The sequence below is a fragment of the Rhodopseudomonas palustris genome, from assembly GCF_034479375.1.
GTDB lineage: Bacteria > Pseudomonadota > Alphaproteobacteria > Rhizobiales > Xanthobacteraceae > Rhodopseudomonas > Rhodopseudomonas palustris_M.
This window is the reverse complement of record NZ_CP140155.1, coordinates 4,213,179-4,226,591: the sequence shown is the minus strand read 5'-3', so window position 1 is coordinate 4,226,591 and position 13,413 is coordinate 4,213,179. Positions and strand designations below refer to the sequence as shown.

Annotated in this window: 12 protein-coding genes; 6 read left to right on the top strand and 6 right to left on the bottom strand. The window is 65.5% G+C overall.

The genetic code is table 11. The features are described from left to right. Positions 1-3: 3 nt before the first annotated feature. The 4 genes from SR870_RS19100 (at position 4) to SR870_RS19085 (ending at position 4,752) form a co-directional block, all read left to right on the top strand. Positions 4-1,389, top strand: a complete 1,386-nt coding sequence (locus SR870_RS19100; RefSeq protein ID WP_322515093.1) for a murein hydrolase activator EnvC family protein — start codon at positions 4-6, stop codon at positions 1,387-1,389. Next, positions 1,386-2,759, top strand: coding sequence for a S41 family peptidase (locus SR870_RS19095; protein WP_322515092.1), 1,374 nt, complete (start codon positions 1,386-1,388; stop codon positions 2,757-2,759). The genes SR870_RS19100 and SR870_RS19095 overlap by 4 nt, the downstream gene beginning before the upstream one ends. Before the next feature lie 147 nt (positions 2,760-2,906). Then, a complete protein-coding gene (locus SR870_RS19090; RefSeq protein WP_322515091.1) occupies positions 2,907-4,124 on the top strand; it encodes a divergent polysaccharide deacetylase family protein in 1,218 nt (405 codons plus the stop codon). Positions 4,125-4,248: 124 nt separating this feature from the next. After that, on the top strand, positions 4,249-4,752 hold the full coding sequence (locus tag SR870_RS19085) for an RNA pyrophosphohydrolase (protein WP_322515090.1): 504 nt from the start codon (positions 4,249-4,251) through the stop codon (positions 4,750-4,752). 159 nt (positions 4,753-4,911) lie between these two features. Here the strand turns inward: SR870_RS19085 and SR870_RS19080 are convergent, their stop codons facing one another. After that, on the bottom strand, positions 4,912-5,988 hold the full coding sequence (locus SR870_RS19080) for a glycosyltransferase (protein WP_322515089.1): 1,077 nt from the start codon (positions 5,986-5,988) through the stop codon (positions 4,912-4,914). Positions 5,989-6,177: 189 nt separating this feature from the next. On the opposite strand from SR870_RS19080, the gene SR870_RS19075 reads away from it, so the two are divergent. Together SR870_RS19075 and SR870_RS19070 are read left to right on the top strand one after the other, a co-directional pair. Then, a complete protein-coding gene (locus SR870_RS19075) occupies positions 6,178-7,125 on the top strand; it encodes a UDP-glucuronic acid decarboxylase family protein (protein WP_322515088.1) in 948 nt (315 codons plus the stop codon). Continuing rightward, positions 7,122-7,631, top strand: a complete 510-nt coding sequence (locus SR870_RS19070) for an RNA pyrophosphohydrolase (RefSeq protein ID WP_322515087.1) — start codon at positions 7,122-7,124, stop codon at positions 7,629-7,631. Before SR870_RS19075 ends, SR870_RS19070 begins: the two co-directional genes overlap by 4 nt. A gap of 194 nt (positions 7,632-7,825) precedes the next feature. On the opposite strand, the gene SR870_RS19065 is transcribed toward SR870_RS19070, so the two are convergent. From SR870_RS19065 to SR870_RS19045, 5 genes are all read right to left on the bottom strand, one after another. Next, on the bottom strand, positions 7,826-8,233 hold the full coding sequence (locus SR870_RS19065; RefSeq protein WP_322515086.1) for a F0F1 ATP synthase subunit epsilon: 408 nt from the start codon (positions 8,231-8,233) through the stop codon (positions 7,826-7,828). Between the two features lie 129 nt (positions 8,234-8,362). After that, positions 8,363-9,793: a F0F1 ATP synthase subunit beta gene (gene atpD / locus SR870_RS19060; RefSeq protein WP_011439166.1), complete on the bottom strand. Its 1,431-nt coding sequence runs from the start codon at positions 9,791-9,793 to the stop codon at positions 8,363-8,365. A gap of 70 nt (positions 9,794-9,863) precedes the next feature. Beyond that, on the bottom strand, positions 9,864-10,739 hold the full coding sequence (locus SR870_RS19055; protein ID WP_322515085.1) for a F0F1 ATP synthase subunit gamma: 876 nt from the start codon (positions 10,737-10,739) through the stop codon (positions 9,864-9,866). 140 nt (positions 10,740-10,879) lie between these two features. Next, the gene (gene atpA / locus SR870_RS19050) at positions 10,880-12,412 is read right to left on the bottom strand and encodes a F0F1 ATP synthase subunit alpha (protein WP_322515084.1); all 1,533 of its coding nucleotides are present in this window, start codon (positions 12,410-12,412) and stop codon (positions 10,880-10,882) included. Further along, the gene (locus tag SR870_RS19045) at positions 12,412-12,972 is read right to left on the bottom strand and encodes a F0F1 ATP synthase subunit delta (protein WP_322515083.1); all 561 of its coding nucleotides are present in this window, start codon (positions 12,970-12,972) and stop codon (positions 12,412-12,414) included. Before SR870_RS19045 ends, atpA begins: the two co-directional genes overlap by 1 nt. Positions 12,973-13,413: the final 441 nt, after the last annotated feature.

Sequence of the window (13,413 nt, the reverse complement as noted above, 5' to 3'; positions counted from 1 at the left end):
CCGATGCAACACCAACTTGCCATGGCTGTGAAGGACCAGGCCTCGGGCGCGGGCTGGCCGTCGGTCGCGCTGCTTTCGGCGAGCCTCGTCTCCGGCGGATTGGTGTTGAACTCCGGCGCGATGGTTGTTGCCGCGCAGGCACAGACTGCCCCGGCAGCGGCGCCCGCGCCGTCGCCGACGACCGATCTGATCCGGCAGCGCGAACAGGAGCTCGATGCCGCGCGCGAGCAGCAGAAGCGCGCCGCCGAGCTGCAGGACAAGCTCAGGGCCGATCTCGCCGCGATTGGTGAGGACCGCACCAAACTCAACCAGCAACTGATCGACATCGCCGCCAAGGTTCGCGCGGTCGAAACCAGGATCAGCGACGCCGAAGCGCGTCTCGTTCCGCTCGACGCCCGCGAGACGCAGATCCGCAGCTCGCTCGACCAGCGCCGCGGCGAAATCGGCGAAGTGCTGGCGGCGCTTCAACGCGCCGGCCGCCGTGCCCCGCCGGCGCTGCTGGTGAGGCCCGAAGACGCGCTGCAATCGCTGCGCACCGCGATCCTGCTCGGCGCCGTCGTCCCCGATCTGCGCGAGCGCGCCGACCGTCTCGCCACCGATCTCGGCGAACTGATCGCGGTCCGCAAGACGATCGCGGCCGAGCGCGACCAGCTCGCCGCCGACCGCGGCAGCATGACGGCGGACCAGACCCGGCTCGCCGCGCTGATCGACGAGCGCCAGCGCAAGCAGAGCGCGGTCGAAAAGGATATCGAGACCGAGCGCGCGCGGGCACTGACGCTGTCGCGACAGGTCGACAGCCTGCAGGGCCTGATCGCCAAGATGGAGCAGGATCTCAAGAGCGCCGCCAAGGCCGCCGCAGCGGCGACCCAGAAGGGTAGCCCGGTGGCCCTGAACGGCCAGCCCAATCTGGCGGCGCTGAAGGATCCCGGCAGGCTCAGCCCGGCGATCGCGTTCGCCTCGGCCAAAGGTATGCTGGCTTTCCCGGTCAATGGCAGCAAGATCCGCGAATTCGGCCGGACGGACGGCGTCGGCGGGGTGGAACGCGGGATTTCGCTGTCAGCGCGGCCCGGCGCGCAGGTCACAACCCCGTGTGACGGCTGGGTTGTGTATGCCGGACCGTTTCGCTCCTACGGACAACTCTTGATCCTCAATGCCGGTGGCGGATATCATATCCTGATCGCCGGGATGGAGCGCATTTCGGTTAACATCGGCCAGTTCGTGCTCACCGGGGAGCCGGTGGCGACCATGGGATCGAGGTCGCAGGTCGCTTCGATCCTGGCGGCGAGTGCCAGTCAGCCAGTGCTCTATATCGAGTTCCGTAAGGACGGCACTCCCATCGATCCAGGCCCATGGTGGGCCGCAAATGAAGGCGAAAAGGTTCGCGGATGATGCGCAAGACTTCGGTAATCCTTCTCAGCGCCGTCACGGGTGCTGCGCTGACACTTTTCGTCACCCAGCCGCGTTCGGTGCTGATGGGTTCGACCGCGCGCGCCGCGACGTCCGATACCTACCGTCAGCTCAACCTGTTCGGCGACGTGTTCGAGCGGGTCCGCAGCGACTATGTCGAGAAGCCCGACGACAGCAAGCTGATCGAATCCTCGATCAGCGGGATGCTCACCGGGCTCGATCCGCATTCGAGCTACATGGACGCCAAGAGCTTCCGCGACATGCAGGTGCAGACCCGCGGCGAGTTCGGCGGGCTCGGCATCGAAGTCACCATGGAAGACGGCCTGATCAAGGTGGTGTCGCCGATCGACGACACCCCGGCGTCGAAGGCCGGTGTCATGGCCAACGATATCATCACCACGCTCGACGACGAGGCGGTGCAGTGCCTGACCCTGAACCAGGCGGTCGAGAAGATGCGCGGCCCGGTCAACACCAAGATCCGGCTCAAGATCATGCGCAAGGGCCAGGACAATCCGATCGAGGTCACGCTGGTGCGCGACAACATCCGGGTCCGCTCGGTGCGCGCGCGCGTCGAATCCGACGACATCGGCTACATCCGCATCACCACCTTCAACGAGCAGACCACCGAGGGCCTGAAGCGGGAGATCGCCAATCTGACCAAACAGATCGGCCCCGACAAGCTGAAGGGCTTCATTCTCGATCTGCGTAACAATCCAGGCGGCCTGCTCGAGGAAGCGGTGACCGTTTCCGACACCTTCCTCGATCGCGGCGAGATCGTCTCGACCCGCGGCCGCAACGCCGAAGAGACCCAGCGCCGCTCCGCCCATGCCGGCGACCTCACCAAGGGCAAGCCGGTGATGGTGCTGATCAACGGCGGCTCGGCCTCGGCGTCGGAGATCGTCGCCGGTGCGCTGCAGGACCACAAGCGCGCGACGCTGATCGGCACCCGCTCGTTCGGCAAGGGCTCGGTGCAGACCATCATCCCGCTCGGCTCCGGCAATGGCGCGCTGCGGCTCACCACCGCGCGCTACTACACGCCGTCGGGCAAATCGATCCAGGCCAAGGGCATCACCCCCGACATCGAGGTGCTGCAGGACGTGCCGGACGATCTCAAGGCCCGTACCGACACCAAGGGTGAAGCCTCGCTGCGCGGCCATCTGAAGGGCCAGGACGGCGACGAGAAGACCGGCTCGCAATCCTACGTGCCGCCGGAGGCCAAGGACGACAAGGCGCTGAAGACCGCGGCCGATCTGCTGCACGGCATCAAGGCCACCGCCACCACGCCGGCCGCGCCGGTGACCGGCGAGAAGGCGGCGATCGACAAGCCGGCCGGCAACAAGGCCGCGAACTGATCGATCACGACGACACGGTTTCTCTGCGAAGGGCGGCTCTCGGGCCGCCCTTTTTGATGAGCAGGTCCGAAGGGTTGCGGGCCGGCGGCCCCGCCCCTGCGCCGCGACGTGGTATCGTCGCGCAGGTGATTCGGGAGACGGTCGGCAGTGTCCGCGGACGAACTGAGCACACCGCTGGGTCAGAAGCGCGGCCGGCTGCGCCGCTTTCGCTTGCCGTTCACCGCGACGCAGGCGATCGCGACACTGCTCGGCCTGTTCCTGCTGGCCTTTGTGGGCTTCGCGCTGTTCAACGACGACCCGCTCGGCGGCGAGCCGATCGCTCACATCACCCTGAAGCCGCCCGGCCCCGACGAGGCCAAGGAAGCCGCCGTCGCGGCCGAAAAATCGAACGCCGCCAAGGCGGAGAAGTCCGAGCGCGCCGAAACCAAGGACGCGGCGCAGCCCGGGCAAAAGACCATCACCATCATCGACGGCTCCAAGGGCACCCGGCAGGACGTCGTGGTCTCGGCCGGCAATGATGACAGAGCCGACCCTCCGCCTGCGGCGCCGGCGATGGCGGGCGGCATCAATCCGCGGCTGCTCGAGCAATCGCGCTACGGCATGATCCCGGTGATGGCCGGCGCGCTGAAGCCGTTTTCGGCCTATGCGATGTCCACCGATGCGGAGCGCGCCAAGGCCGACAGGATGCCGACGATCGCGATCGTCGTCACCGGCCTCGGCGTCGGCGCCGCGCGCACCAACGATGCCGTCATGAAGCTGCCGAGCGCGGTGACGCTGGCGTTCACGCCCTACGGGTCCGATCCCGGCAGGCTGGTCGAGCAGGCGCGGGCCAAGCGGCACGAAGTGCTGTTGCAGATCCCGATGGAGCCGTTCGACTATCCGGACAACGATCCGGGGCCGCAGACGCTGCTGACCTCCGGCGCGCCGGAACAGAACCTCGATCGCCTGAACTGGCACCTCAGCCGGATCCAGGGCTATGTCGGGCTGTCGAACTTCATGGGCGCGCGTTTCGTCGCGACCGATGCGGCGATGCAGCCGATTATTCGCGAAGCGGCCAAGCGCGGATTGGGCTACCTCGACGACGGCTCGGCGCCGCGCAGCGTCGCTCCGGCCCTGGCAAAATCGATGGCGATGCCGTTCGCCCGCGCCGACCTCGCCATCGACACCGTGCCGACCGGGGGTGAAATCGACAAGGCGCTGGCACGGCTGGAGGCGCTCGCCAAGGAGCGCGGCAACGCCATCGGCACGGCCTCGGCGCTGCCGCTGTCGATTGAACGAATTGTTAGCTGGAGCAAGAGCTTGGAGAGTCGCGGCATCGTGCTGGTGCCATTGACAACGGCGATGCTGAAATCAAAATCAACCTAGCGGTTCCGATCGAATCGGGATCGAGGCGCTGGACTTCAGTTTCGATGCGTTTTCTTCACGCGACGGTCCCCCGCTTCGCTCGAAAACGTTCTAGAGTCCGCGAAACGGACGAGGCACTGACCGAATGGCGCGCTACGAAGATCTGCCCTATCGAACATGCGTCGGCATGATGCTGATCAACCGGGCGGGTCTCGTCTTCATCGGGCGTCGCACCGGCGGCATCGAGCACGTCGACGACACCCATGTCTGGCAGATGCCGCAAGGCGGCGTCGATCCCGGCGAGGACACCTGGGAAGCGGCCAAGCGCGAGCTCTACGAGGAGACCAACGTCCGCTCGGTGGAGAAGATCGGCGAGGTTCCCGAGTGGCTGATCTACGACATCCCCCGGACCGTCGCCGGCCGCGCCTGGAAGGGCCGCTATCGAGGCCAGCGCCAGAAGTGGTTCGCGGTGAGATTCACCGGGCCGGACTCCGAAATCGACGTCGCCGCCCCCGGCGGACACAAGCCGGAATTCACCAGCTGGCGCTGGGAGCCGATGCAGAATCTGCCCGATCTGATCGTGCCGTTCAAACGCCCGGTCTATGAGCGCGTAGTGAAGGAATTCTCGCAGCTCGCCGTCGCGGTCTGAGCCTGAAAGCGACCTGCAATGCACATCGTTCGTCATGGCCGGGCTTCGTCCCGGCCATCCACGTCTTGGGCGCCGCGAAGCCGCAAAGACCTGGATGCCCGCGACAAGCGCGGGCATGACGAGATGTGAGGATGGCCGCCGGTCAGAGCGGCAGTCGCCTCACGCGAGGTCCGGCGCCAACGCCGTCTGCAGGATGTGGTCGCAATGCGCCTTGACGGTGTGGTGCGCCAAGACGTGGTCGCGCGCCGCCTGCGCCATGGTGCGCAGCTTGTCCTTGTCGGCTAGCGCCGCGGTGACCGCACGTTCCAGGCCGCCGGGCTCGATGTCGTAATACACGCCGTGCACGCCCGACAGCAGCGGCGCGTAGCGCATGATGGTCGGGTTGTTCATCACCGGCACCGCCTGCACGATCGGCGCCTCGTAGTGGCGGTAGCAGTCCCAGCCCATGCCTTCCGGTGACCACGCCAGCCAGGAATGCGACATCCGCTCCATGAAGGCGTCGTAGGGCAGCCGTTCGGTCGGCTGGTCGATCCTGACGCCCATGGCGCGCAGGCGTTCCAGCTCCGGCAGGCCGGCGGCGCGCACCGTCGAATTGCCCTCGATCCCGCCCGAGAAGAAGATGTCGTGGGTCTTCTCCGGGAACGGCGCATCGCGCCAGCGCGGCTCGAACCGGTATTGCGGCAGCGAGATCGGCTGCAGCTTGTCGATGCGCCGCCGCCACTTGTCGCTGCGGCGGTAGCGCAGCGTGGGCAGATGCGGATGTACGGTGCCGGACAGCACCTGCCAATTATCCGCCGGCAGCTCGCGCTTGAAATAGGCCTTGGCCTTGTCGAGCAGGAACACGCTGCTCTTGGCGATCCCGAAATGATCGTCCATTTCGACCGCGACCAGCGGCACCGGAACGTCCAGCCAGCGCAGCATGGCGGGGCCGAATTGCCGCGTCAGCGAGGCCCACGGATTGGTCGGCGTGTAGAACATCCCCCGCGCCCAGTAGCGCGGATGCCATGGCGAATAGCGCAGCGTGTTGACCACGACGACGTCGTATTCGCCGGCGCGCGCGGCGCGCAGCTCGCGCCAGATCCGGTCCGGCGTCGAGAAGCCGTCGAGCGCGCCGAAATCATTGGTGAGCTTGGTCCAGGTCCACAGGCAGGTGGTCCGCTCGGGATATTGCAGCTTGAAATAGCCGCCGCCGATTTCGAGGATCCGGGCGGTTGCGATATCGACGGGCGCGGACATTGCGGAAGATCGCCTGCGGGCGCCGAGGCCCTCGGTTCGAGCGGGATCGACGTGATCCGGGGCCGCGGCCGGCACTGTGCCGACGGGTAAGGGCCGGTTTCGGCGCTTGCCTAGCATGGGGTTTCTTGCCATTCAATGCGGCGGACAACGGCCGTCGCGACATCGGGGCGGGATCACCCCGGGATGCACATGCGACTTTCTCGACGAATTCTCGTGAGCGGCGGCGCCGGCTTCATCGGCTCGCATCTGTGCGACAAGTTGCTCGCCGAGGGCCACGAAGTCCTCTGCGTCGACAACTACTTCACCGGCTGGCGGCGCAATATCGAGCATCTGGTCGGCGCGCCGCGCTTCGAGGTGATGCGCCACGACGTCACCTTTCCGCTCTATGTCGAGGTCGACGACATCTACAACCTCGCCTGCCCGGCCTCGCCGGTGCACTACCAGCACGATCCGGTGCAGACGCTGAAGACCAGCGTGCACGGCGCCATCAACATGCTGGGCCTCGCCAAGCGCACCCGCGCGAAGATCTTCCAGGCCTCGACCAGCGAGGTCTATGGCGACCCGACCGTGCATCCGCAGCCGGAAAGCTATTGGGGCCACGTCAATCCGCTCGGCATCCGGGCCTGCTACGATGAAGGCAAGCGCGCCGCCGAGACGCTGTTCTTCGACTACCACCGCCAGCACAAGGTGCGGATCAAGGTGGCGCGGATCTTCAATACCTACGGACCGCGGATGCATCCGAACGACGGCCGCGTGGTGTCGAACTTCATCGTCCAGGCGCTGTCGGGCAACGACATCACGATCTATGGCGACGGCCGCCAGACGCGCTCGTTCTGCTACGTTACCGATCTGCTCGACGGCTTCGGGCGGCTGATGGCTTCAGGCGACGATTTCATCGGGCCGGTCAATCTCGGCAATCCGGTCGAGTTCAGCATGCGCGAGCTCGCCGAGATGGTGATCGCAATGACCGATTCGAAATCGAAGCTGATCTACCTGCCGCTGCCGGCGGACGATCCGAAGCAGCGTCAGCCCGATATCACGCTGGCGCGCAGCGCGCTGGGCTGGGAGCCGAAGGTCGCGCTCGCCGACGGGCTCAAGGAGACGATCGGCTACTTCCGCAAGCTGCTGGCCTCGTGAGCACGAGCCCACTTCTCGACCCGCTGCCGTACCGGCGCAATGTCGGAATCGCGCTGTTCAATGCCGAAGGTCGCGTGCTGATCGGCCGCCGCTTCCGCGACGACGGCCCGGAGATCATCCTGCCCGGCCTCGAATGGCAGATGCCGCAAGGCGGCATCGACGAAGGCGAAGAGCCGCAGGCGGCGGTGATGCGCGAATTGTGGGAAGAGACCGGCGTACGACATGCCGAGATGCTCGGCGCGACCGACTGGATGACTTACGACTTCCCGCCCTATGACGGCCCGCCGCATCGGCTCGGGCATTTTCGCGGCCAGCGCCAGAAATGGTTCGCGCTGCGCTTCACCGGCGACGAGCGCGACATCGACCCGCTCGCGGTTCGAAACGACATGCCGCCGGAATTCGACGCCTGGCGCTGGGAGCGGCTCGACCGCGTCGCCGATCTGGTGGTGCCGTTCCGGCGCGAGGTCTACCGCGAAGTGGCAAACAGCTTCGCGCAGTTCGTCTAGACGACAGTAGCCTCACCACGGTCATTCCGGGGCGCCGCGCAGCGGCGAACCCGGAATCTCGATGTGCCATGAACCTCTGGATTCCGGGTTCGCTTGCTGCGCAAGCGCCCCGGAATGACGGCACCTGGGCCAAAAAAGCAAATGGCCGGGACGATGCCCGGCCATTCGAATTCCTGCTGCGGCCGCGGCGCGGCTCAGTGCATCGCGGTGGTGGAGAGCTGGTGCTGGATGCTCTTGTAGTGATCCAGCCGCTCGATCGAGCGGTCGAGTTCGTCGCCGACCTTGCCGGGGAGCTGCTGCTCCATGGTGGTGATCGTCTCGGCGAAGTCCCGCATGTCGATATCGGCGGTCGCGGTGGCGACGTCGGCCAGCACGGTCAGGCCCTTGTCGGACACTTCGGCGATGCCGCCCAGCACCACGATCTTCTGCTGCGCGCCGCCGGCGGTCACCGTGAGAATGCCGGGGCGGATCACCGCCACCACCGGCGCGTGGCCGGCGAGCACGCCGAAATCGCCCTCGGCGCCCGGGATGTCGACCTGATCGACCTCGCCGGAGAAGGCAACCTGTTCGGGCGAAACCAGATCGAAGTGGAAGGTGGCCATGCCTGCGCTCATCCGCTGCCCTCATCCTGAGGAGCGCGCCGTTGCGCGCGTCTCGAAGGATGAGTGAGTTGTTCGTCACCCTTCGAGACGCCGGCCTACGGCCGGCTCCTCAGGGTGAGGCTTAGTTGATCAGGCCGCTTCCGCGGCCAGCTTCTTGCCCTTCTCGACGGCTTCTTCGATGGCACCGACCATGTAGAACGCCGCTTCCGGCAGATGGTCGTACTTGCCTTCGCAGATCGCGCGGAAGCCCTTGATGGTGTCGGCGAGGTCGACGAACTTACCCGGCGAGCCGGTGAAGATCTCGGCGACGAAGAACGGCTGCGACAGGAAGCGCTCGATCTTGCGGGCGCGGGCGACCGCGAGCTTGTCCTCTTCGGACAGTTCGTCCATGCCGAGAATGGCGATGATGTCCTGCAGCGACTTGTACTTCTGCAGCACCTGCTGGACCATACGGGCGGTCTGGTAGTGCTCCTCGCCGACGATCAGCGGCGACAGCATGCGCGAGGTCGAGTCGAGCGGATCGACCGCCGGGTAGATGCCCTTTTCCGAGATCGCGCGGTTGAGCACGGTGGTGGCGTCAAGATGCGCGAACGAGGTGGCGGGCGCCGGGTCGGTCAAGTCGTCGGCCGGCACGTAGATCGCCTGCACCGAGGTGATCGAGCCCTTATGGGTGGTGGTGATGCGCTCCTGCAGCGCGCCCATGTCGGTCGCGAGCGTCGGCTGATAGCCCACCGCCGACGGAATACGACCGAGCAGCGCCGACACTTCCGAGCCGGCCTGGGTGAAGCGGAAGATGTTGTCGACGAAGAACAGCACGTCCTGGCCCTGGTCGCGGAAATGCTCGGCGACGGTCAGACCCGACAGCGCGACGCGGGCGCGGGCGCCCGGCGGCTCGTTCATCTGGCCGTAGACGAGAGCGCACTTCGAGCCTTCGCCGCCGCCCTTCTTGTTCACGCCCGATTCGATGAACTCGTGATAGAGGTCGTTGCCTTCGCGGGTGCGCTCGCCGACGCCGGCGAACACCGAGTAGCCGCCGTGAGCCTTGGCGACGTTGTTGATCAGTTCCTGGATCAGCACGGTCTTGCCGACGCCGGCGCCGCCGAACAGGCCGATCTTGCCGCCTTTGGCGTAGGGCGCCAGCAGGTCGACGACCTTGATGCCGGTGACCAGAATTTCGGCTTCGGTCGACTGGTCGGTGTAGGTCGGGGCTTCCGCGTGGATCGGGCGAAGGCCTTCATTGGCCACCGGACCCTGTTCGTCGACCGGCTCGCCGATGACGTTCATGATGCGGCCGAGCGTGCCGACGCCGACCGGCACCATGATCGGGTTGCCGGTGTCGGTGACTTCCTGGCCGCGCACCAGACCCTCGGTGGTGTCCATCGCGATGGTGCGGACGGTCGATTCGCCGAGATGCTGGGCGACTTCGAGCACCAGACGGTTGTCGCCGTTCTTGGTCTCGATCGCGTTCAGAATGGCCGGCAGGTGGCCTTCGAACTGCACGTCGACGACGGCGCCGATGACCTGGGTGATGCGTCCGGTCTGATTGGCGGGTGTAGCCATTAAACTCTCTCCCTGAAGTCCGAAATCCAAATCGCGGTCGTCGACCGGATGTAAGCCTGAAGTGGTGTCGTCAGATCGCCTCGGCGCCCGAGATGATCTCGATCAGTTCCTTGGTGATCATCGCCTGCCGGGTCCGGTTGTAGATCAGCGTCTGCTTCCTGATCATGTCGCCGGCGTTGCGGGTGGCGTTGTCCATCGCGCTCATCTGGGCGCCGTAGAACGACGCGTTGTTTTCCAGGAGCGCGCGGAAGATCTGAACCGCGAGGTTGCGCGGCAGCAGCGTCGAGAGGATCTCGTCCTCTTCCGGCTCGTATTCGTAGGAGGTGGCGACGGAGCCCGCGGCCGGCGCCTCGACCACCAGCGGGATCAGTTGCTGCGCGGTCGGGATCTGCGAGATCACCGATTTGAAGCGCGAATAGAACAGCGTGCAGACGTCGAACTCGCCGTTGTTGAAGCGGGCGATCACCTTCTTGGCGATGTCCTCGGCGTTGACGAAACCGAGCTGGCGCACCGAGCGCAGCTCGAGGTTCTCGATGATCTGCTTGTCGAAGTTACGGCGGAGCTGCTCATAGCCCTTGCGGCCGACGCAGAAGATTTTGACTTCCTTGCCCTGGTTCATCAGCGCAAAAGCGCGCTCGCGGGCGAGGCGGACGATCGAGGAGTTGAACGCGCCGGACAGGCCGCGCTCGCCGGTGCAGACCAGCAGCAGATGGACATGATCCTTGCCGGTGCCGGCGAGCAGCACCGGCGCGCCGGGCGAGCCCGCCGCGGCGCCGGCGATGTTCGAGATCACCGAGTCCATCTTCTCGGCGTAAGGCCTGGCGGCTTCCGCAGCCATCTGGGCGCGGCGCAGCTTGGAGGCCGCGACCATCTGCATCGCCTTGGTGATCTTCTGCGTCGCCTTGGTCGAGGCGATGCGGACGCGCATGTCTTTAAGTGAAGCCATTCTCAGTCCACCCCGGCAATCAGATCGATGACCCGACCGCAACCCTCACATTCGTCATGCCCGGGCTCGTCCCGGGCATCCACGACTTGAAATGCTTCACGCCAGAAGCGTGAATGGCCGGCTGACGCCGGCCATGAGCCTTACGCGAACGTCTTGGCGTAGCTCTCGACGACCGACTTGAGCTTGGCGGCGGTGTCGTCGGAGAGGTCGCGGCTGGTGCGGATCGCGTCCAGAATGCCGACTTCCTTGCCGCGCAGCAGCGACAGCAGGCCGTCCTCGAAGGCACGCACCTTGGCGACCGGGAGCGCGTCGAGATAGCCGTTGACGCCGGCGTAGATCACCACGACCTGCTCTTCCATCTTCAGCGGCGAGAACTGCGGCTGCTTCAGGAGTTCGGTCAGTCGGGCGCCACGGTTCAGCAGGCGCTGGGTCGAGGCGTCGAGGTCGGAGCCGAACTGCGCGAACGCCGCCATTTCGCGGTACTGCGCGAGCTCGCCCTTGATCTTGCCGGCGACCTTCTTCATCGCCTTGGTCTGCGCCGACGATCCGACGCGCGACACCGACAGACCGACGTTCACCGCCGGGCGGATGCCCTGGAAGAACAGATCGGTTTCCAGGAAGATCTGACCATCGGTGATCGAAATCACGTTGGTCGGGATGTAGGCCGACACGTCGTTGGCCTGGGTTTCGATGACCGGCAGCGCGGTCAGCGAGCCCGAGCCGTGATCGTCATTCAGCTTCGCGGCGCGCTCCAGCAGGCGGGAGTGCAGATAGAACACGTCGCCCGGATAGGCTTCGCGGCCCGGCGGGCGGCGCAGCAGCAGCGACATCTGGCGATAGGCGACGGCCTGCTTGGACAGATCGTCATAGATGATCACGGCGTGCATGCCGTTGTCGCGGAAGTACTCGCCCATCGTGCAGCCGGTGAACGGCGCGATGTACTGCATCGGCGCCGGGTCGGAGGCGGTGGCGGCGACGACGATCGAATATTCCAGCGCGCCCTGCTCTTCGAGCACCTTGACGAACTGCGCGACGGTCGAACGCTTCTGGCCGACCGCGACGTAGACGCAGTACAGCTTCTGGGCTTCCGGCGCGCCTTCGACGTTGAGCGGCTTCTGGTTCAGGATGGTGTCGAGCGCGATCGCGGTCTTGCCGGTCTGACGGTCGCCGATGATCAGTTCGCGCTGGCCGCGGCCGACCGGGATCAGGGCGTCGATCGCCTTGAGGCCCGTCGCCATCGGCTCGTTCACCGACTTGCGCGGGATGATGCCGGGGGCCTTGACGTCGACGCGCTTGCGCTCGGTCGCCTGGATCGGACCCTTGCCGTCGATCGGATTGCCGAGCGCGTCGACGACGCGGCCGAGCAGGCCCTTGCCGACCGGCGTGTCGACGATCGAGCGGGTGCGCTTGACGGTCTGGCCTTCCTTGATCTCGCGGTCGGCGCCGAAGATCACGACGCCGACATTGTCGGTTTCGAGGTTCAGCGCCATGCCGCGCGTGCCGTTCTCGAACTCGACCATCTCACCGGCCTGGACGTTGTCCAGACCGTAGACGCGGGCAATGCCGTCACCGACGGACAGCACCTGTCCGACTTCGGTGACTTCGGCTTCTTGTCCGAAATTCTTGATCTGGTCCTTGAGGATCGCGGAAATTTCCGCGGCGCGGATGTCCATCAGCCTGCCTCTTTCATCGCGTGCTTGATCGAATTGAGTTTGGTGCGGATCGAACTGTCGACCATGCGGCTGCCGAGCTTGACGACAAGCCCGCCGATGATCGCCGGATCGACGTTGATATTGAGGGTGACGTCCTTGCCGGTCACCGCCTTCAGCGCGGCCTTCAGCGCCTCGAGATTCTTGTCGTTGAGCTTCTCGGCGACGGTGACGTCGGCGGTCGCCTCGCCCCTGAACCTGGCGACCAGCGCCCTATAGGCGCGAATCACGTCGGCGACGACGAACAGACGGCGATTGGCGGCGAGCAGCTTCAGGAAGTTGGCGCTGATGCCGGCGATCCCGGCCTTGTCGAGCACCGCACCGAGCGCCTTGGTCTGCGCCTCGGCGCCGAACACCGGGCTGCGAACCAGCCGCAGCAGATCGGGACTGTCCGCCAGCATGGCGGTGAACTTGTCCAGATCGGCGGTGACGGCATCGACGACTTTCTCGTCGCGAGCCAATTCAAACAGGGCGGTCGCGTAACGACCGGAGACTCCGGATACCGATGGATCTTCAGATGCCACAGACGCGCTCTTTTGTGCTGTCAAATTGCCAAGAAGAAAACCGTCGCCAAGTCGCGGCGCCCCCGATTTAAGCCCTTGGAATTCAAGCTGGACTTCGATTTTCGACCGGTACGATCGTAGCCGGCGGCCTTTAAAATCGCGGCTTTGCTAACATAGCGCGCGCGCAGGCGCAACATGACGCGCCGTCGGGAAGACGCTCTGTCGCATTCTTCGTTGCGCCTTCTTCGCGGGGCGGAATTCCCCCACTACGGCACCGCATCGATGAAGCCTGCGGGGAAAGATCAGCGGCTCGGGAAAATTCGCGACCGCCGCTCGAGCAAGCCTCCACACACTCGCGCGATGACCTGCGATTTCTTGGGTTTGATTTGCAGCTCCAGGTCTTTTTCTAATAAAGACTTAAAACTTTAGTATTCGCGTGTATACGAAAGTATTAATTCAATT

Coding starts and splice junctions, on each gene's coding strand:
- SR870_RS19100 (WP_322515093.1), top strand. CDS start 4: ATGCAACACCAACTTGCCATGGCTGTGAAGGACCAGGCCTCGGGCGCG.
- SR870_RS19095 (WP_322515092.1), top strand. CDS start 1,386: ATGATGCGCAAGACTTCGGTAATCCTTCTCAGCGCCGTCACGGGTGCT.
- SR870_RS19085 (WP_322515090.1), top strand. CDS start 4,249: ATGGCGCGCTACGAAGATCTGCCCTATCGAACATGCGTCGGCATGATG.
- SR870_RS19080 (WP_322515089.1), bottom strand. CDS start 5,988: ATGTCCGCGCCCGTCGATATCGCAACCGCCCGGATCCTCGAAATCGGC.
- SR870_RS19075 (WP_322515088.1), top strand. CDS start 6,178: ATGCGACTTTCTCGACGAATTCTCGTGAGCGGCGGCGCCGGCTTCATC.
- SR870_RS19065 (WP_322515086.1), bottom strand. CDS start 8,233: ATGGCCACCTTCCACTTCGATCTGGTTTCGCCCGAACAGGTTGCCTTC.
- atpD (WP_011439166.1), bottom strand. CDS start 9,793: ATGGCTACACCCGCCAATCAGACCGGACGCATCACCCAGGTCATCGGC.
- SR870_RS19055 (WP_322515085.1), bottom strand. CDS start 10,739: ATGGCTTCACTTAAAGACATGCGCGTCCGCATCGCCTCGACCAAGGCG.
- atpA (WP_322515084.1), bottom strand. CDS start 12,412: ATGGACATCCGCGCCGCGGAAATTTCCGCGATCCTCAAGGACCAGATC.